Raw genomic sequence first — 17,999 nt, forward strand, 5'->3', positions numbered from 1 at the left:
CACCCGGCGCGCTGAACGGGAGCGTGCCGCGTTCCCGGCCGGTCACGGAACGCTCATCCCCGCCAGGGGGCCCGGCGACTACTGCAGCGCCGGCCGCCCTCGTCACCCGGCGGCCGAATGCCGGAGGGGGTCCCGCCGGCAGGGCGCCGCCTCAGGCCGGGGTGTCCATGTCGCCCTCGTCCATGCTCGCGGTGGCCAATGCCGCGATCCGGCGGTTGACCACGATCGTCGTCGCGGCCGCGGCCAGTGTGAAAGCCACCAGTACGGCCGCCGGCTGGTTCAGTCTGTGTCCCGCGACGTGATCGAGTGAGTAGCAGCCGGGCCCCGCGAGCCCGAGACTGGCGGCCACGAAGCCGAGGAAGGCCGGGTACTCGAAGCCGCCGCCCTGGGCGAAGAACCCGGCGGGCGCGTGCACCGAAACGGCCCCCGCCATGGCACCTGCGGCGGCCGCACCGGCAGCCGGTGTGGCCAGGCCGAGCACGAGCAGTGCCCCGCCGCCCGCCTCACCGAGGCCGGCCGCGATCGCACTCTCCCGGCCCGGGGTGAAGCCCATGTGCTCCATGGCCTTGGCCGTTCCCTCGATGCCGCCCCCTCCGAACCAGCCGAAGAGCTTCTGCGTGCCGTGTGCGATTAGCACACCGCCTGCGCCCAGGCGCAGAGCGAGCAATCCGAGATCCTTGCGGTGGGTGAAGGGCATGGCGGTCAGGCCTTTCCGTCGTCGTCGAGTCGGCACCGCCGGTCATCGGCACGCACCGCCGGCGATCGGCACGATCTGTTCCCCCGAGGCTCCCACCCCACACCGCCGCCCCCACCGGATGGCGGTGCACCGGCTGACCGGCGGGCGCCCGAAGGCCGTCTTATCGCTCTGGTGCCCTGCGCCCCGCCCCGCCCGGGTCGGGAACCTGCCTCCGAGGGGGAAAACGACAAAGGCAAGGAGAGCCCTCTCCTTGCCACTCTCAACTTATAGCGCGACAGGGGGCTTGCCGCAAGGGCCCGGGCAGGGCGCAGAATCATCGCCCGAGCCACGACCGCCCTGGAGGCATCGCAGTGAACGAGCAGTACGTGTGGGACCTTCACCATGCCGACGAGACCCAGGTCGCCGTCGTCGGCGGCAAGGGCGCACACCTGGGCGCGCTGTCGCGCATCGAAGGGGTCCGCGTGCCGGGAGGATTCTGCGTGACGACCGAGGCCTTCCGGCGGATCATCAAGCAGGCGCCCTCGGCCTGCGATCTGCTCGATCGGTTGTCGCGCGTGAACCCGGACGACCGGGAAGCGGTCCGCACGCTCAGCGCGCGGATCCGCCGGACCATCGAAGGAACCGCCATCCCGGACGACCTCGCGGCGGCGATCATCCGCGCACTCGCCCGGTCCGGCGAACGGGCCGCCTACGCCGTTCGGTCCAGCGCGACGGCGGAGGACCTGCCGACGGCCTCCTTCGCCGGCCAGCAGGACTCGTACCTCAACGTCGTGGGACCGACGGCGATCCTCCAGCACATCAGCCGGTGCTGGGCCTCGTTGTTCACCGAGCGTGCCGTGACGTACCGCCATCGCAACGGTATCGACCACCGTACGGTCCACATGGCCGTGGTCGTGCAGCAGATGGCCTTCCCCCACGCGTCCGGCGTCCTGTTCACGGCCGACCCCGTCACGGGAAACCGGAAGGTCGCCACCGTGGACGCCGGATTCGGCCTTGGCGAGGCACTGGTCTCCGGCCTGGTGAACCCGGACGTCTTCATGGTGCGCGACGGTGAGGTCGTCGCCCGCACGATCGCCTCCAAGAAGCGCGCCGTGACCGCCCTGCCCGCCGGCGGTACGCACGAGGTGGCGGTCGACGCACGGCGTCAGGAACAGCCGGCGCTGACGGATGCGCAGGCCGTACGGCTGGCCGGTCTCGGGCGGCGCATCGAAGCGCACTTCGGCCGCCCCCAGGACATCGAATGGTGCCTGGTGGACGACGGCTTCCGCATCGTGCAGAGCCGGCCGATCACGACGCTGTTCCCCGTCCCGGAGAGCGGCGACCGGCACAACCACGTCTACGTCTCGGTCGGCCACGGGCAGATGATGACCGATCCCATGAAGCCGCTGGGGTTCTCCATGTGGCAGCTGACGGCCATGGTGCCGATGCACGAGGCCGGCGGGAGGCTGTTCGTGGACGTCACCGCCCGCCTCGCCTCGCCCTCGGGCCGCGCCGCCCTTCTCGACGCCTTCGAGAAGGGCGACCCGCTGGTCAGGGACGCTCTGCAAACGATCCTCGACCGCGGGGACTTCATCCTGCCGCACCCTGATCCGGTCTCCGGCGGGCCGCCGCCCGCAGGTGCGCCCGACCCGATCGCGACCGATCCTGCCATCGTCACCGACCTGATCGAGCGCAGCCGGGTGTCACTCGCCGCCCTGGAGCGCGACATCCGGACCAAGAGCGGACCGGCGCTGTTCGACTTCCTGCTGGAGGCCTTCGAAGAGCACAAGCGCATCCTCAGCGATCCGCTGAGTATTCAGGTGATCATGGCGGGCATGGAAGCCACCTGGTGGCTCAACGACAAGCTGGCGCAGTGGCTGGGAGAGAAGAACGCCGCCGACACACTGACGCTGTCAGCTCCCGACAACGTCACGTCGGAGATGGGACTGGCCCTGCTCGACGTCGCGGACGTCATCCGCCCGCTGCCGGAGGTGGTGGCCTTCCTGCGGGACGTGCAGGACGACGACTTCCTGGACGGGCTGGCGAAGCTTGAGGGCGGCCCCGAGGCGCGCGACGCCATCGAGGCCTACCTCGACCGGTACGGCATGCGCTGCGTCGGCGAGATCGACATCACCAGGCCGCGCTGGGGCGAACACCCCAGCACGCTCGTGCCCGTGATCCTCGACCACGTGCGCAACTTCGAGCCGGGCGCCGCCGGGCGACGCTTCGAACTGGGGCGGCAAAAGGCCCACAAGAAGGAACAGGACGTGCTGTCACGCTTGCGCGCCCTGCCGGACGGGGACGGGAAGGCCGACGAGACCAAGCGGATGATCGACCGGGTCCGCACCTTCATCGGGTACCGGGAGTACCCGAAGTACGGCATCATCAGCCGCTACTTCGTCTACAAGCAGGCCCTGATGAAGGAGGCTGCACGCCTCGTGCGGGCGGGCGTGCTCGCCGAGCGGGACGACGTCTTCCACCTCACTTTCCAGGAACTCCACGAGGTCGTGCGTTCGAGTCGGCCGGTCGACCCGCAGCTCCTCCAGCAGCGCAAGGAGGCATTCCGGGCGCACCACGCGCTCACCCCGCCCCGGGTGCTCACCTCGGACGGTGAGGCCCTCACCGGGGCGTACCGCCGGGACGACGTCCCCGCCGGCGCGCTGGTGGGCGTACCGGTCTCGGCCGGGACCGTCGAGGGGCGGGCCCGGGTCGTCCTCGACATGGCGCAGGCCGACCTCGAAGCGGGCGACATCCTGGTCACTGCCTTCACCGACCCCAGCTGGTCGCCGCTGTTCGTCGGGATCGCGGGCCTGGTCACCGAGGTGGGGGGCCTGATGACCCATGGCGCGGTCATCGCCCGGGAGTACGGCCTGCCGGCCGTGGTCGGCGTGGAGCGGGCCACCCGGCTGATCCGGGACGGCCAGCGGATTCGGGTGCACGGGGCCGACGGGTACATCGAGATACTGCCCTGAGCAGCCGCCTCCGGCGCCCCGGCCCCTCCCGGGCCGGGGTCGCGCCGTCGGCGCGGTGAGGCCGCGCCGCCTCGTCACGGCGCTTGGACGACAGGGCCTAGGAGACCGTCAGGAACGCGGCGGTGCTCGGCGCCCCTTGGGCGTCCAGGGCGAAGAGCATGTAGGTCCCCGGAAGGGCCACGCCGCCGTCGGCGGGCAGGGACACCGTGTACGTGCCGGTACCGGTGCCGGTGGGCGTGGACACCAGCGGGACCCGCCGCTGGTCGTTGTCGGTGGAGTGGGTCGCGGCCGCGGCCCGCATCAGGACGAAGGACGCCACCTGGCCCTGCGTGCTCACCGTCAGCCATGCGCCGAGGGCGGCCCGGGAGGGCACGCCCCCGGTGATGACGGGACGCGGCTTCGGCGAACCGTCCGCGTTGAGCAGGTACGGCGGGGTGAACACGGCCCCGTCGGCGTGGTTGGTCGCGCAGTCCCCGCACAGGCCCCCGCCGCCGGAGAAGATCCGGCCGTCCGGCAACAGGTTGGCCACGCTGTGGTAGTTGCGCGGGATGGCCATGGTGGCGAGCGGGGTGAACGTGCCGGTCGCCGGGTCCCACAGCTCCGGGGCCAGGACGGACGTCGCGTCGCTGAAGGGCACGGGGTGGGCCTGACCGCCGAAGACGGCCACCTTGCCGTCCGGCAGGACGACGCTGTTGCTGAAGGCGCGGGCGTGCTCCATGTCGCCCGTCCGGGCGGCCTGGACCCGGTCGCCCGAGATGCTCACGGTGTACGCGCGCCGGGTCGCCGGGGAGTCCTGGTAGGCCGGCGAGCCGCCCAGCGTGAGCAGCTTGCCGATGTCGTAGGCGACGGCGTTGCCGGTCATGGCGTCCTGGCTGTCGGCCCGGGTGCCGGCGGCGGTGATGCTTCCGGTGCCGGTGGTCGAGATCCAGTTCATCTGCTTGCTCGGGCCCAGGTGCAGGACCTTGCCGCCCGAAGTGGCGTGCAGCCACATGTGGTTGTCCGCGCGGTAGGCGCCGGCCGGGTCGGCGGTCAGCGCCGGGGAGGCGGGGACGCCCGGCAGCCTGCGCCAGGTGCGGGTGCCCGGGGACCACACCTCGCCCGCCTTGTCGCCCGCCGTACCGCTCCAGGATCCGCCCAGGACGAAGGCCTCACCCGTGGAGAGCAGCGTCATGGCCTGGTAGCCGCGTGCGATGTTCATGCTGGCGGTGGCCGACCAGGCGTCGGTGGCCGGGTCGTAGATGCTCGCCTTCTCCGCGTTGCTGCCCCCGGTGACCAGCACCCGGCCGTCGGCGAGCATGGCTATGCCGGGACAGAACATGTCGTGGCCGGTGTTGTCGATGCGGCGTTGCGTGACCTTGCCGGTCTTCAGGTCCAGGATCGCGGTCTGCGTATAGCCGTTGCTGCCGCCGAAGCGGTCGGTGGCGTACGCCGACCAGGCCAGCAGCCTGTCGCCCGGCAGAACGGCGGTGGCCACCGGCACCAAGGGGAAGCCGGTGATGCGGTCCCAGGAGCCGTGGACGGCGGAGTCGGCCGGTCCGCTCAGGCGTATCTCGCCGGCCGAGGTCCACGGGCCGCGCCCGCCCGCCTCGGTGGTCACCGTCAGGCGTACGTAACGGGCGCTCTCGGTACGGGTGAAGGTGGCCGTTTTGACGGCGGCGTCGTCCGGCCAGGTGCCCGCGGCCACCGGAGCACCGAAGGAGCTGCCGTCGGTGCTGGTGGTGACGGTGTACGCACCCGCTCGCCCGTTGGGCCCGCTGGTACGGGGGTGGTAGACGAGTGCGGACACGGCCGTCGTGCGCTTCATGTCGAGGGTGATGCTGTGCGGCAGGGGGGCGGGGGTTCCCGTGTACGCGCTGTGCCAGAGGGAGTCGGAGTCACCGTCCAGCACGTTGGCGGCGCGGCCGTTCTCGCCGCTGGTCTCCTCGTCGCTCGCCGTGGCGGTCCAGCCGGTCCGCGACAGGTCGACGGTGGCGGCGGGAGTGCCGGGATCGCCCAGGAGGTTGATCTCGGCGGCGGAGCTCCACGGCCCGCGGCCGCCGGCCTCCGTGAACGCCGTCAGCCGTACGAACCGGGCGCCCTGCGGCGCGAACCCGAGCGTCTTGGCGCCGGCGTCGTCCGCGAGCGTGCCGGTGGCGACCGGGCCCGTCCAGTTCTGCCCGTCCGCGCTGACGCTGATGCCGTACTCGCCGACGCGCCCGTTGGGCCCGTCGGCGCGCGGCTGGTAGACGAGCGCGGAGACGACCGCCGTGCGCTTCATGTCGATGGTGAGGGTGTGTGGCAGAGGGGTGGGGGTTCCCGTCCACACGCTGTGCCAGATGGTGGTGGCGTTGCCGTCGAGGACGTTGGCGGCGCGGCCGTTCTCGCTGCTGGTCTCCTCGTCGCTCGCCCTGGCGGTCCAGCCCGCGCGGTCGAGGACCGGAGCCGTGGGCTGCATGGCGTGGGCCGGGGCGATGCCGTGGTGCGGCGCCTGCTGGGCCGTCTGCTGGTCGAAGGGTACGGGGGCGGGGCCGCGGGCGGCCGGTACCTGGCTCGCGACGCCGAGCCAGGGCGTCATCGCGATGACCAGCGCACCGAGACCGCCGGCTATCAGCAGAGGGGAACGGCGTAACCCACGGGGAAGAGCGCGGAAGGGTCGTAACGGCAACCTGACCTCCTGGGGTGAACGTGCGTCCGCCCTAGAATTTAGGTCAGAATGGATGAACCTGACTGCGGCATAGGCGAGTTGGCGTGAAACCGCGCCGCCGCAGGACCCTACGCCGTACGCGCTCCGAGCCTCGCGACGGCGGCGACCATGCGGTCCCAGAACAGCTCGGCCTCCAAGTGCACCGCGACGCGGGCGTTGACCGGGCGGTCCACGTAGCGGTGCAGGTCCACCACGGTGGCACCGCGCGTGTACCGGCCGTGCAGCTCCACGACCACGTTGGCGTCCACGCAGTGCACGAGCCCGGGGTCGATGACCCGGGCCACCGCGACGGGATCGTGCAGCGGCGGGTGCGGGAACCCCCACAGCGTGCGGTACGTGGACGCGAAGAAGGTCAGCAGCTCGGCGCACGTACCGCCGAGGGGCGTACCGAGCCCCTCGAAGCGGGCCACCACGTCGGGCGTGGCCAGCGCCTGGTGGGTGACGTTGAGACCGCACATGGTGACGGGCACGCCGCTGCGGAAGACGACGTCCGCGGCCTCCGGATCCGTACGGATGTTGAACTCGGCCGCCGGAGTCCGGTTGCCGCGCTCCGTCGAGCCGCCCATCAGGACGATCTCGCGGATGCGGGAGGCGTCCTGGGGATAGCGGGTCAGCAGGAGGGCGATGTTGGTCAGCGGTGCGGTCGGGACGAGGGTGACCGGCTCCGGATGCTCGGTCAGCAGCCGGTGGACGAGGTCCACGGCGTGCTCCGCCGCCACGTCCACGGTGGGCTCGGGGAACATCGGCCCGTCGAGCCCGGAGACGCCGTGCACGTCGTCCGCGACCGCGAGCGCCTGGACGAGCGGTCGCGCGCACCCGGCCGCGATGGGCACGTCGGTGATCCCGGCGACCGTGCACACGCGCCGCGCGTTCAGGGTGGTCTTCTCCAGCGTCTGATTGCCCGCGACCGTGGTGATGGCCAGCAGATCGACCGCCGGGTCGCCGGCCGCCAGCATGATGGCGAGGGCGTCGTCGTGTCCGGGATCGCAGTCGATGATGATCGGGACGGGCACGTCACTCCTGCGGGTGCGGGGTCGCGGACCTTTCAGTCTGCCGCCGGTCCCGCCCCGTGACCAGGAGGCGCCCGAGGAGCGGCCGGGAAACGCCCCTAGGCGCTGTCGTCAAAGTCCCGCCTGGCCCGCGGCGCCGCACCTCGCCGCGTTGTCGGGGCGCCCGAGTACGTCCCGTACACGGGCGCCCCTCCGCCTTGCGATGCACCGCACCGGACGACGCGGGCTCGGTGGTCCCGCCACCGGCCACCCCGCCGTGGCGTCCGATCTGGGAGTAACGGCTCGATTCGCGCCCACTGTGCGTCAGTCAACGGCACACACGAACAACGACTGGCGGGGCTGGTTGGAACGGCGCCGCTGTCAGGCGGTCGGCCCAGTGCGGAGTCGCCGCGCGTCCCGCACGAGCGTGTACGAAGCGCTGAGGAAGATCACGGCTCCAGCCACCAGCCAGAGAATCGAGGCCCCAGAGCGGTACTCACGAACGGCGACAACGTGAAGCATCATGCTGGCAAGAACACCGAAGGCCGAGATCAGAGCGCTGATGCGGTTGGTCACCTGGACATCATCAATGATGACCTCGGCCAGCGGAAGTGATCCAAACGAACCGGTCTAGTCCCGCAGGACCTTCACGGCCCGGTCGAAGGCCGAGTCCTTGTTCTGGTCGAACTCCTCCGTGGTGAAGACCGGCTCGGTGAGGTGCGGCGGGATGCCCGCGCCGTCGAAGGTCCTGCCCGAGCGGGTCAGCAGCTCCTCGTTCGGCAGCCAGACCGACATGCCGTTGGGGAGCTTGCGCACCATGACGTCCGAGAAGACGCCCTGCGTGGGCTGCCCGATCCGCACGGTCCGGCCGGGCCGGTCCATGAGGGCCTGGGTGAAGGTCTCTCCCGCGCTGACGGTCGAGCCGCCGGTCAGCACGGCGACCGGCCCGGTGTAGCGCGGGCCCTGGGCCGGCGTGACGTACAGGGGCTGGGGGCGCGTGTGCCGGGTGGGGTCCGCGGGATCGTTGCGGGCCCGCTTGGAGTAGGCGAGGTAGGGGGTGTCGGTCAGCCGCGCGGCGATGTGGAGCCCCATGGCGTCGGAGCCGCCGCCGTTGATCCGCAGGTCGATGACCAGGCCCTTCAGGTGCCGCGTGCGTTCCTGGTCGAGGATCGTGTCCAGCGCCTTGTCGAGCTCGGCCAGCTCGGCGGCGTAGGAGGCCTTGCCGCCCGCGTAGCCGCTGAAGCCGGAGATCCGCAGGTAGCCCTGGCCGCCGGGGAGGTCAGCGTAGGTGATCCGCCCGGCGGCGAAGTCCTGGAGGTTCCGGGCGTCCTTGAGGTCGCGCTCCACGACGAACTTCTTGACCTTGGCGTCGAGGTTCCCGTCGGGCCGGACGGTGCCCGGGCGGACCTGCGCGAAGGCCCGGTCGGGGTCACCGTCGCCGTCGCCGTCGACGTCAAAGACGGCGACGTGGGCGTCGTGGAGCGGTTCGACCATCTTGCTGAAGACGGCGAAGAGTTCGTCCGGGGTCGTCCCTTCATGGACCGTGGGCCGGTACTGGTCGCGTACGGCGTGCCAGTCGATGCCCTTGGCGGCGAAGAAGGGGTAGTTCTCCTCGAAGGACTGCCAGAAGACGTCGAAGGAGGCGAGCGGACCCGCGGGGGCGGAAGGCGTGCAGGCGTCGGGCAGTTCCGTCATCCGGCGCAGGTTCCGTTCGCCGACGTCGCCGTCCAGCCGTACGGAAGCGTGGTCGCGGTCCCCGCGGGTGCGCACGGTGAGGACGGTGCGTCCAGGCGTGGTGTAGGCGCCGGGGCCGGTCCGCTGCGCGGTGTCGCCCGCGATGCAGCTGACGGCGGTGGTTTGAAACTCCTGAAGGGTTCCGTTCCGGATGGACAGCACGGTGCCGTAGCCGTCGGTGCGCCAGATTCCGTCGGTGGCCGGCTGGTGGGCGGTGGCGGCCGGCGCGGCTGCGCCGACGAGGGCCAGGGCGACGGCGGTGGCCGTGACAATGCGCACGATCTTGCCTTCTCTGTAGGCGACTTGTTGGGTACCGCCCCACCGTCGCCGACACGGGACCCACCGGGCCATCCGGCTGTCCGGCCGATCGGGGGTGGGGCCAGCCCCCGCTACCCGCGGTACCCGGGACCCCACACGCCTAGGCCGTCTCTTTCGGATCTTGTCGGTCGGGCCCGCGTCGTCCGGTGCCGTGCCTCGCAAGGCGGAGGAGCGCCCTTGTACTGGATGTACTCGGGTGCTCCGACAACGCGGTGAGGTGCGGTGCCGGGCGGCGCGGGCCCGGCAAGATCGGAAAGAGACGGTCTAGGGGAGAGACGAGTGCCGCTGCATGTGAGGCCGCCCTGCTCCCGGGAGGCGGTCCACGCGGCGCCCAGCTGGGTGGCTCCACCAGGTTCAGCCACGACGAACTCGTCGGTGTGAAGTGCAGGTGGAACCTGGGGTGTGCCAGAAGCCACTTCTTGACGTCCGGCGTCTTGTGGGTCGCGTAGTTGTCGAGGATCAGATGGACCTGGAGATCCGCCGGCACTTCTTTGTCGACCTTGGCCAGGAACTTCTTGAACTCGGCGGCCGGGGCCGTCGGTGCAGTGACCCGATGACCCTGCCACTCGCGACTTCGAGGGCTGCGAAGAGGGTGGTCGTGCCGGCGCGGATGTGGTCGTGGCTGCGGCGTTCGGGAACGCCCGGCATCATCGGCAGGACGGCTGGGACCGGTCCAGGGCCTGGATCTGCGACTTCTCGTCCACGCAGAGGACCAAGGCCTTCTCCGGCGGGTCGAGGTAGAGGCCGACTACGTCGCGGACCTTGTCGATGAACAGTGGGTCCGTCGACAGCTTGAAGGTCCGGGACCGGTGCGGGGCCAGGGCGAACGCCCGCCAGATCCTTGAGATGGCCGACTGCGACATACCGGTCGCTGCGGCCATCGACCGGGTCGACCAGTGCGTCGCGTTCTTCGGCGTCTCCTCCAGGGTTTTGACGATCACCCGCTGGACATCGGCATCGGTGATCTTCCGCGGGACACCGGGTCGGGGCTCGTCGTGCATGCCTTCCAGGCCGCGGTCCAGGAACCGGCGCCGCCAGGTCCGCACCGTCTCGGGCGCGATCCCCAGCTGGCGCGATACCTCGGCGATCGAATGCCCTTCCGCGGCCTCGAGAACGATCCGGGACCGTAATGCCAGAGCCTGAGCCGTCGAACGACGGCGCACCCATCCCTCGAGCACAGCCCTCTGGGCCTCGGTCACAGACAACGGCGGGATCTTCGGTCCAGGTCGGCTCACACCCAACCAACGACGAATCTCTGACTCAGGTCACTAGCCGCCGGCCCGCCCACCGCGACACCGACCTAAGGTCGGAGCATGGTATGCAAGCGGGTGATCGTGTCGGGGACCGTGCAGGGAGTGTTCTACCGGGACACCTGCCGCCGCGAGGCGGTGGCGCGGGGCGTGTCGGGGTGGGTGCGCAACCTCCCCGACGGCGATGTCGAGGCGCTGTTCGACGGGGACGAGGACGCCGTGGCGGCCATGGTGCGGTGGGCGCGTACGGGACCGCCCTCGGCCGAGGTGCGCGCCGTCGAGGTCCGCGAGGAGACGGCCGCGCCGCAGGGACCGCGCGGCTTCGAGGTACGGCCGACCCCGCGCCGCCCCGGCTGAGCCGCCGGCGCCGCGTGAGGGCCGGGGTCTACCCCCTCCGGGCGGGGGTAGGGGCGCAATGAGGCATCAGAGCACCGGCCCGCCCATGCACCCCTTCTCCGCGGGAGGAAGCCGTGAAGCTGCAGTTCCTCAACCCGCTCTACGCCCATCCCGGCCCCGTGGCCTCGGTGTACCTCGACACCTCGCGCGACCTCGACGAAGCCGACCGGGCCATCGAGTCGCGCTGGCGCCGGCTGCGCAAGTCCCTGCTCGCCCACGACGCCGACCCGGCCACCGTGGACGCGATCGACGAGGCCGTGGGCGCGGACCGCGAAGTGGCCGGACGGCACGGCCAGGCGGTCTTCGCCGCCCACGGCGAGCTCCTGCTGACGCAGTGCCTTCCCGAACCCCCGGTCCGCGACACCGCGCAGTACGGCATGCTGCCCGACACGCTGCCGCTCGCCCTCCAGCACGCCCCTGACATCCCGTACGCGGTGGTGATCCTCCACCGGGTGCACGTCGGCGAGCACGGCGGCGCGGACGAGGAGCTGGAGATCGACTGCGAGAGCGGCCGCTGGCCGACGGGCCGTGTCGCGCCGGGAGCGCGCTCCCACCGCCGGACACCGGTGGACACCTGGCCCAAGGAGGTCGAGGAGCTCGCCGGGGAGCTGGCGGCCGCGATGGACACGGCCGGTACCGAGACGGTCGTGGTGGCCGGGGATCCGTGGGCCGTCAACAGCCTCATGAGAGCGGCACCGAGCCGGCTGCAGAGCGCCCTCGTCAAACTCAAGGACGGGCAGCACCGGCACCGCGAGCCCGGTCGTGTCCTCCTGGAGGAGGAGCTCGCCGTCCTGCTCGACGGCAGGCTCCCCGACCGCGACCGGCAGCAGGTCGACACCTTCCTCGGGCAACGGGCCCGCCACCCCGAGTACGTCGAAGGGCTCGCCGCCGCGGTCACCGCCCTCCAGCGCGGTCAGGCGCAGACCCTGCTCCTCAGCCGGCCCGTAAGCCTCGACCGCCACCTGTGGGTCGGTGCCGGGCCCGGCCACCTCGCTCTGACGGGTGAAGAGCTGAACGCCTTCGGCCTGCACTACTACTGGGAGGAGCCCGCGCCCGGCGCGGCCCTGATCCGCGCGGCGGCCGGTACCCAGGCCGAGCTGATCGCCGTACCGGACGAGGAGCTGCCCCTGGAGGACGGTGTCGCGGTGGCGCTCCGCTACACGAGCTCCTGACCGCTCTGCGGTCGCCCTCGATCCGCGGTCGCCCTCGATCCGCGGTCGCCCTCGATCCGCGGTCGCCCTCGGGTACGGGCCGAATGTGTTCCTGCGGCCCGGGTAGGCGCTCAGCATGTCCGGTCACCCCATTGACAGCACCCTGTCGCTGATGGCCCACGGTTACGCGTGGGCCCCGGACCTGCGCCGGGCCCACGACGGCGCTCCGGTGGTCCGCACGCGCCTGATGGGGCGGCCCGCGGTGCTGCTGCACGGCCCCGAGGCGGTCGCCCTGTTCTACGACGAGCGCCGCGTCCAGCGGGACGGCGCCCTGCCGGCGCCGGTCCTCGACACGCTCTTCGGCAGGGGAGCGGTGCACACCCTGGACGGCGCCCACCACCGCCGGCGCAAGCAGCTGCTGGTGTCACTGCTCATGTCGCCGCAGGGCGTCAGCGGCCTGAGCGCGCGGGTGCGCAGAGCCTGGGACGAGGCCGTGGCGGGCTGGGAAGGCCGCGAGGTGGTGCTCTTCGACGAGGTGGCCGCCCTGCTCGCGGGGGCGGTCTGCGACTGGGTGGGCGTGCCGGTCCCGGACGAAGCGGCCCGTGAGATCGCCGAGGACTGCGTGGCCATGGTGGACGGCTTCGCCGCCGCCGGTCCGCGGCACATCCGGGCCGTCCGCGCCCGCCGCCGTCAGGAAGAGGGCCTCATGGACGCGGTCGCCGTCGCCCGGATCCGCGCACACACAGAAACAGACGCAGAAGCAGGCGCTGGCGCAGACGCACCGCGCCCGGCGTCCGGGACGCCGCTGGAGACGGTCGCACTGCACCACCGTGAGCCGGACGGCTCCCTCCTCGATCAGCACACGGCGGCCGTCGAGCTGCTGAACATCATCCGTCCCACCGTCGCCGTCGCCTGGTTCGTCACCTTCGCCGCACACGCGCTCCACCGCCACCCCGGACGCCGGGACCAGCTGCGCGCAGGCGGACCCGCCCGTGCCCGCGCGTTCGCCCACGAAGTGCGCCGCTTCTACCCCTTCGTCCCCTTCATCGCGGGTCTGGCCGCCGAGGACCTGACCTACGCGGGCGACCACGTCCCGGCCGGGACCCTGCTCCTCCTCGACGTGTACGGGCACCACCACGACCCCGCGCTGTGGGAGCGCCCGTACCACTTCGACCCCGAGCGCTTCCTGGGCCGCGAACCCGGCCCCGGCGAACTGATCCCCCAGGGCGGCGGCGACGCGTTGACCGGCCACCGCTGCCCGGGCGAGGACATCACCCTCTCCCTGCTCGCCTTCTTCTCGTCGGCCCTGGCCCGCATGGACCTGGCCGTACCGCAGCAGGACCTGTCCATCCCGCTGAGCCGGATCCCGACCCGGCCCCGCAGCGGGTTCGTCATCGAGATCGGACACCAGTCAAGGAGTCACCATGCCCCGCGGGTCCAGTCCCAAGCGTGAACGCCAGTACGAACACATCAAGGAGAGCGCCGAGGAGCGCGGCGAGAGCCCCGAGCGGGCCGAGGAGATCGCCGCCCGCACCGTCAACAAGGAACGCGCCCGGGCGGGTGAGTCGAAGACGGCGAGCCGCTCCTCGCTCCAGGACATGTCCTCCTCCAGGCGCGGCGGCCTGCGCTCCCACAGCGGCGCCCAGGGCCCGACGAAGGAGCAGCTCTACAACGAGGCCAGGCAGCGCAACATCAAGGGCCGCTCCGCCATGGACAAGGCCGAACTGGAGCGCGCCCTCGGCCGCCGCTCCTGAAAGGCAAGAGCCGGAGCGAAGGGCGGCAGCCCGAGCCCGGCGACCGATTCGACGGAAAGGAAGTGAGCGTCGTGCGCATCGCGTTTCTGACCGCGCCCGAAGGCGTGGAGGAGGTCGAACTCACCGCACCCTGGAAGGCGGTCGAGGAGAACGGCTGGATCCCGCAGCTGGTCTCGACGCAGGCCGGACGGGTCCAGGCGTTCCGGCACCTCGACAAGGCGGGCACGTATCCCGTCGATCACGTACTCGCCGGGGACACCTCGGACGCCTTCGACGCGCTCGTACTGCCCGGCGGAGTCGCCAACCCCGACGCCCTGCGCATGAACGAGCGGGCGGTGGGCTTCGTGCGGAGCTTCTTCGAGGCCGGCAAGCCGGTCGCGGCGATCTGCCACGCGCCCTGGACGCTGGTGGAGGCGGATGTCGTACGGGGCCGCACGCTGACCTCGTGGCCGAGTCTGGCGACCGACATCCGCAATGCGGGAGGCACCTGGGTGAACGAGGAGGTGCAGGTCTGCCACGCCGCTCCGGCGGCCCTCGTCACCAGCCGCAAGCCGGACGATCTGGACGCGTTCTGTGCCGCCTTCGTCCGGGAGTTCGCCGACAGCCGGCGCTCCTCGCTCGCGCGGCCCTGAGGCGGTGGGGCGTAGAACCGAAGAGGCCGCCCCGGGCATCGGCCCGGGGCGGCCTCCTCATGCGCTTCACGGGGGAGCGGGCTACCCGCCCGCCTCACCCGCGCCGCTCATCCTTCAAGCCGCTAATCCTTCAAGACGTCCTTGATCTTCTCCTTGGCCTGACGGGCGTCTCCCTTGGCCTGCTCCGCGCGTCCCTTCGCGGTAAGGCTCTCGTTGCCGACCGCGCGGCCCACGGCCTCCTTGGCCTTGCCCTTGGCCTGTTCCTTCTTGCTCTTCATCTTCTTCTCGCCCGACACGGCATGACTCCCCTCGCTCGGAAATCCCGTCCTGCGGTGCGTCTAACCCGTTCCAGGGCCCGCAAACGCATGGTGGGCCCGTCGAGGCGGGACGGACCGGCGGGCGGACGGGCGGGCGGGCGGACGGGCGGGCGGGCGGGCGGGCGGGGAAGAGATCATGGCGTCGCCCGATAAGGGGAGGCGAACGAGGGTAGGAGTTCCCCGTGCCACGACGGAACAAGGCATTCCGATTGCGCGCGGTGTTGGATCCTGGTTCGGTGGCCGGGAACACAGGGAGGTGCCCCGTGAGCCTTCATTCCCGCCCCACGCCCTCTCCCGACGGCCTGAGCCCGCCCGACCCGCCCGGCGGCGCCCTGCCCAAGGACCACACGCAGGCGATCCTGGAGACCACCAAGCGCGTGGCGGCGCTGCTGAAGAGCTCCGGCCAGCCCTTCGCCCTCGCCGGCAGCGTGGCCGCCTTCGCCCACGGGCTGCCGGCGAACTTCCAGCACGACACCGACTTCTGCGTACGGCCCCAGGACGCCGAGACGGCGGTCAAGGCTCTGGAGGACGGCGGCATCGACATGCGCCAGGCCCCGGAGGACTGGCTGGTCAAGGGCAGGGCGGGCGGGGAGGAGATCGACCTGATCTTCGAACTGGCCCGGCGCCCCGTGAGTACCGAGCTGCTGGAGCGGGCCAGCGTGAAGGCGGTCGACTCCGTATGGATGCCCGTTCTCTCCCCCACCGACCTCATGGACAGCCGTCTCGCGGCCCTGTGCGAGCACTACTGCGACTTCGGCGACCTGCTGCCCATGGCCCGCATGCTGCGGGAGCAGATCGACTGGGAGCGCCTGTACCGCGACCACGGCGACAGCCCGCTGGCCGACGCGTTCCTGTACCTCCTGAGAAAGCTGCGCGTCATCGAAGCACCCCACCCCGGCCGGACAGAGGCGGAGGACACCTCATGACCTTCAGTGATATCGCCGAGTACCGCCTGGAGCACCTGCGCCAGCGGCTGGCCCGCGGGGAGGTCGCCGAACTCGGGGTGCGCGCCGAGCTGCGCGGCGGCCACGCCGTCATCTGGGGGAACGTGACGAGCGAGGCGTGCCGGGAGGCCGTCCTGCGCGTCGCCGAAGAGGAACTCGTGGGCATCGACTGGCGTGAGGACCTCACCGTCAGCCGGTTCGACCCGCCCGATCATAGGGAGGAACTGCTGTGATCCGCGTGGCAGCCGTCGGGGACATCCATCTCGGTCCGGGCCAGTCGGGACTGCTCCGGCCCGCCTTCGACACTCTCGGGGAGTGCGCTGACCTGCTGCTCCTGGCGGGTGACCTGACGCGCCACGGCACCCGCGAGGAGGCGCGGGTCGTGGCCGGTGAGGTGGCGGGGCTGGCGGTCCCCGTGGTCGCGGTGCTCGGGAACCACGACTACCAGAGCGACCAGGCGCCCGCGGTCGCCGAGGAACTGACCGCGGCCGGGGTGCACGTCCTGGAGGGCGAGGGAGTACTGCTGGGCGTCAACGGCACGCGCGTGGGCATCGCGGGGACCAAGGGGTTCTGCGGAGGCTTCGCGGGGCGCTGTGGCAGCGAGTTCGGCGAACCGGAGATGAAGGCCTTCATCCGGTACACCCGGTCCTGCGCCGACGGCCTCGGCCGCGCCCTGAACCGACTGCGGGAGGACGGCAGCGACCTGCGCATCGCGCTCACGCACTTCGCACCCGTACCGGACACCCTGGCGGGAGAGCCTCTGGAGATCTACCCCTTCCTCGGCAGCTACCTCCTCGCCGAGGCCATGGACGAGGCCGGGGCGGACCTCGCCGTCCACGGCCACGCGCACGCCGGCACCGAGCACGGCATGACGGCGGGCGGCATCCGGGTGCGCAACGTCGCGATGCCCGTGATCGACCGGGCCTTCGCCGTCTACCACCTCTCCGGGAGCGGTACGGGCGTCCACGCGGCCCCGCCGGAGATGTCGTGGACCGCGCCGCCCCCTGCGGCGTGGAAGCGCTGAAGGGGGCGGCACGGCCGCCGTGCGGGCCCCTGCGGCCCCGGTGAACACACGCCGGGGGAATGGAGCGGCGTACGGGCGGGTAGGCGCCGTGCAGAGCTGGAGACACAGGCAGAGGCCGTGGAGAGCCAGTGGCCGTGCAGAGCCAGAGGTGGAAGGGGATGCCCATGGTTTCCGCACAGGGGGGTGACCGGTTCACCCTCGAAGTCCGACACGTGCAGGGGGCGACCGTTCTCAAGCTGGCCGGAGAGCTCGACCACGACACGGCGGAGCCGTTGAGGCAGGCACTCGAAGCCGTGACCTTCGACGGCGGGGAGCGCTTGCTGGTGGACTTCTCGGACGTGGGTTTCTGTGACTCCACGGGTCTGAACGTCCTGCTGCGCGGCCGCCTCACGGCGGAGCGGGCCGGGGCCAAGATCGAGCTCGTGGGCCTGCGCAGACCCGTCGAGCGCATGTTCCGCATCACTGGGGCGGACGAAATCTTTCCGGTCTACGCCGACGTCGAGGACGCGCTGGCGGGACATCCGCAGCACCACTAGCGGAGGCGCAGGATGAACGAGCCCCGTGCGGCGGAGCGGAGTCGGGTCTTCGTACTGGGCCCCGAGGACGAGAACGTGGTCACCCGGTGCCGGGACTTCACCAGGAGGGTGCTGACGGACTGGGACTGGCTGCCCGCGCGGGGCGCCGGGACCGAGACGGAGACAGAGGCGGACTCCGAGGCGCAGGCCGAGGCGCGGGCGCAGGCCGAGGACGTACTGCTCCTGGTGTCCGAGGTGGTGGCCAACGCCCGCCTGCACGGCGGCGGCCCGAGTTCCCTGCTGCTCCGGCGCACCGGTGACGGTCTGCGGATCGAGGTGACCGACCGGAGCCCGGCGCCGCCCGTGCTGCAACCGCGCTCGGACCTCACCGGGCCCGGGGGCCACGGCCTGCTCATCGTGGACCGGCTCGCGCGGCGCTGGGGCTCGGATCCGCTGGACGGCGGCAAACGCGTCTGGCTGGAGGTCGCCGCCCCCCGGTGGGGGGAAGCCCGGGCCCAGGCCGACGCGGGCGGGCGGTCCTGGTGGTCCAGGCGCCGGGACGGCGCCTTGGGGCAGACCCGCCCCACGTGAGGCCCGGGTCGGGCCCGCAGGCCGAGAAGAAGCTCAGGTCGTGAGCAGGCCCG

The 17,999-nt window shown here is 71.7% G+C and carries 17 protein-coding genes and 1 pseudogene; 11 read left to right on the forward strand and 7 right to left on the reverse strand.

Annotation, left to right across the window (positions count from 1 at the left end; all coding sequences use genetic code 11):
• Positions 1-151 precede the first annotated feature (151 nt).
• Positions 152-697, reverse strand: a complete 546-nt coding sequence (locus tag AC07DU_RS13760) for a DoxX family membrane protein (protein WP_453370993.1) — start codon at positions 695-697, stop codon at positions 152-154.
• Positions 698-1,047: 350 nt separating this feature from the next.
• Here AC07DU_RS13760 and rph point away from each other — a divergent pair, with 350 nt between their 5' ends.
• Positions 1,048-3,648 (forward strand): rifamycin-inactivating phosphotransferase, encoded by a 2,601-nt coding sequence (rph, locus tag AC07DU_RS13765; RefSeq protein WP_479111433.1) that lies wholly within the window; start codon positions 1,048-1,050, stop codon positions 3,646-3,648.
• Between the two features lie 97 nt (positions 3,649-3,745).
• Here the strand turns inward: rph and AC07DU_RS13770 are convergent, their stop codons facing one another.
• From AC07DU_RS13770 to AC07DU_RS13790, 5 genes and pseudogenes are all read right to left on the reverse strand, one after another.
• A complete protein-coding gene (locus AC07DU_RS13770; protein WP_479111435.1) occupies positions 3,746-6,202 on the reverse strand; it encodes a discoidin domain-containing protein in 2,457 nt (818 codons plus the stop codon).
• A gap of 197 nt (positions 6,203-6,399) precedes the next feature.
• Positions 6,400-7,344: a nucleoside hydrolase gene (locus tag AC07DU_RS13775; RefSeq protein ID WP_479111437.1), complete on the reverse strand. Its 945-nt coding sequence runs from the start codon at positions 7,342-7,344 to the stop codon at positions 6,400-6,402.
• A gap of 357 nt (positions 7,345-7,701) precedes the next feature.
• Positions 7,702-7,896 carry a hypothetical protein gene (locus AC07DU_RS13780; RefSeq protein WP_479033683.1) on the reverse strand — a complete coding sequence of 65 codons (195 nt, stop codon included), beginning with the start codon at positions 7,894-7,896 and terminating at the stop codon, positions 7,702-7,704.
• A 54-nt stretch (positions 7,897-7,950) separates the two neighbouring features.
• Positions 7,951-9,333 (reverse strand): S41 family peptidase, encoded by a 1,383-nt coding sequence (locus AC07DU_RS13785; protein ID WP_479033686.1) that lies wholly within the window; start codon positions 9,331-9,333, stop codon positions 7,951-7,953.
• Between the two features lie 382 nt (positions 9,334-9,715).
• A pseudogene (locus AC07DU_RS13790) lies at positions 9,716-10,607 on the reverse strand (IS630 family transposase); the annotation flags it as partial.
• 78 nt (positions 10,608-10,685) lie between these two features.
• On the opposite strand from AC07DU_RS13790, the gene AC07DU_RS13795 reads away from it, so the two are divergent.
• The 5 genes from AC07DU_RS13795 to AC07DU_RS13815 all read left to right on the forward strand — a co-directional run bounded on the left by AC07DU_RS13795 (position 10,686) and on the right by AC07DU_RS13815 (position 14,555).
• Positions 10,686-10,979: an acylphosphatase gene (locus AC07DU_RS13795; RefSeq protein ID WP_479037412.1), complete on the forward strand. Its 294-nt coding sequence runs from the start codon at positions 10,686-10,688 to the stop codon at positions 10,977-10,979.
• A 113-nt stretch (positions 10,980-11,092) separates the two neighbouring features.
• Positions 11,093-12,190, forward strand: coding sequence for a baeRF2 domain-containing protein (locus AC07DU_RS13800; RefSeq protein ID WP_479111439.1), 1,098 nt, complete (start codon positions 11,093-11,095; stop codon positions 12,188-12,190).
• A 115-nt stretch (positions 12,191-12,305) separates the two neighbouring features.
• A complete protein-coding gene (locus AC07DU_RS13805; protein WP_479111441.1) occupies positions 12,306-13,622 on the forward strand; it encodes a cytochrome P450 in 1,317 nt (438 codons plus the stop codon).
• Positions 13,594-13,923 carry a plasmid stabilization protein gene (locus AC07DU_RS13810; RefSeq protein ID WP_479037406.1) on the forward strand — a complete coding sequence of 110 codons (330 nt, stop codon included), beginning with the start codon at positions 13,594-13,596 and terminating at the stop codon, positions 13,921-13,923. The genes AC07DU_RS13805 and AC07DU_RS13810 overlap by 29 nt, the downstream gene beginning before the upstream one ends.
• 71 nt (positions 13,924-13,994) lie before the next feature.
• Positions 13,995-14,555, forward strand: coding sequence for a type 1 glutamine amidotransferase domain-containing protein (locus AC07DU_RS13815; protein ID WP_360903134.1), 561 nt, complete (start codon positions 13,995-13,997; stop codon positions 14,553-14,555).
• Positions 14,556-14,677: 122 nt separating this feature from the next.
• Here the strand turns inward: AC07DU_RS13815 and AC07DU_RS13820 are convergent, their stop codons facing one another.
• Complete coding sequence (locus AC07DU_RS13820) at positions 14,678-14,833, reverse strand: CsbD family protein (protein WP_453288019.1); 156 nt, start codon at positions 14,831-14,833, stop codon at positions 14,678-14,680.
• 302 nt (positions 14,834-15,135) lie between these two features.
• On the opposite strand from AC07DU_RS13820, the gene AC07DU_RS13825 reads away from it, so the two are divergent.
• The 5 genes from AC07DU_RS13825 to AC07DU_RS13845 all read left to right on the forward strand — a co-directional run bounded on the left by AC07DU_RS13825 (position 15,136) and on the right by AC07DU_RS13845 (position 17,946).
• Positions 15,136-15,798 (forward strand): nucleotidyltransferase family protein, encoded by a 663-nt coding sequence (locus tag AC07DU_RS13825; RefSeq protein ID WP_360903140.1) that lies wholly within the window; start codon positions 15,136-15,138, stop codon positions 15,796-15,798.
• A complete protein-coding gene (locus AC07DU_RS13830) occupies positions 15,795-16,049 on the forward strand; it encodes a hypothetical protein (protein WP_360903143.1) in 255 nt (84 codons plus the stop codon). Before AC07DU_RS13825 ends, AC07DU_RS13830 begins: the two co-directional genes overlap by 4 nt.
• Positions 16,046-16,840, forward strand: coding sequence for a metallophosphoesterase family protein (locus tag AC07DU_RS13835; protein ID WP_479111444.1), 795 nt, complete (start codon positions 16,046-16,048; stop codon positions 16,838-16,840). The genes AC07DU_RS13830 and AC07DU_RS13835 overlap by 4 nt, the downstream gene beginning before the upstream one ends.
• A gap of 164 nt (positions 16,841-17,004) precedes the next feature.
• Positions 17,005-17,376 carry an STAS domain-containing protein gene (locus tag AC07DU_RS13840; RefSeq protein ID WP_453370985.1) on the forward strand — a complete coding sequence of 124 codons (372 nt, stop codon included), beginning with the start codon at positions 17,005-17,007 and terminating at the stop codon, positions 17,374-17,376.
• 12 nt (positions 17,377-17,388) lie between these two features.
• Positions 17,389-17,946 carry an ATP-binding protein gene (locus AC07DU_RS13845; protein ID WP_479037397.1) on the forward strand — a complete coding sequence of 186 codons (558 nt, stop codon included), beginning with the start codon at positions 17,389-17,391 and terminating at the stop codon, positions 17,944-17,946.
• Positions 17,947-17,999 lie beyond the last annotated feature (53 nt).

The organism is Streptomyces sp. NPDC045695, assembly GCF_056432025.1.

What these genes read in the sequence shown, in the direction of transcription:
- AC07DU_RS13760 (WP_453370993.1), bottom strand. Translation starts at nt 697, where the DNA reads ATGCCCTTCACCCACCGCAAGGATCTCGGATTGCTCGCTCTGCGCCTG.
- AC07DU_RS13770 (WP_479111435.1), bottom strand. Translation starts at nt 6,202, where the DNA reads ATGACGCCCTGGCTCGGCGTCGCGAGCCAGGTACCGGCCGCCCGCGGC.
- AC07DU_RS13795 (WP_479037412.1), top strand. Translation starts at nt 10,686, where the DNA reads ATGGTATGCAAGCGGGTGATCGTGTCGGGGACCGTGCAGGGAGTGTTC.
- AC07DU_RS13805 (WP_479111441.1), top strand. Translation starts at nt 12,306, where the DNA reads ATGTCCGGTCACCCCATTGACAGCACCCTGTCGCTGATGGCCCACGGT.
- AC07DU_RS13810 (WP_479037406.1), top strand. Translation starts at nt 13,594, where the DNA reads ATGCCCCGCGGGTCCAGTCCCAAGCGTGAACGCCAGTACGAACACATC.
- AC07DU_RS13820 (WP_453288019.1), bottom strand. Translation starts at nt 14,833, where the DNA reads ATGAAGAGCAAGAAGGAACAGGCCAAGGGCAAGGCCAAGGAGGCCGTG.
- AC07DU_RS13830 (WP_360903143.1), top strand. Translation starts at nt 15,795, where the DNA reads ATGACCTTCAGTGATATCGCCGAGTACCGCCTGGAGCACCTGCGCCAG.
- AC07DU_RS13840 (WP_453370985.1), top strand. Translation starts at nt 17,005, where the DNA reads ATGGTTTCCGCACAGGGGGGTGACCGGTTCACCCTCGAAGTCCGACAC.
- AC07DU_RS13845 (WP_479037397.1), top strand. Translation starts at nt 17,389, where the DNA reads ATGAACGAGCCCCGTGCGGCGGAGCGGAGTCGGGTCTTCGTACTGGGC.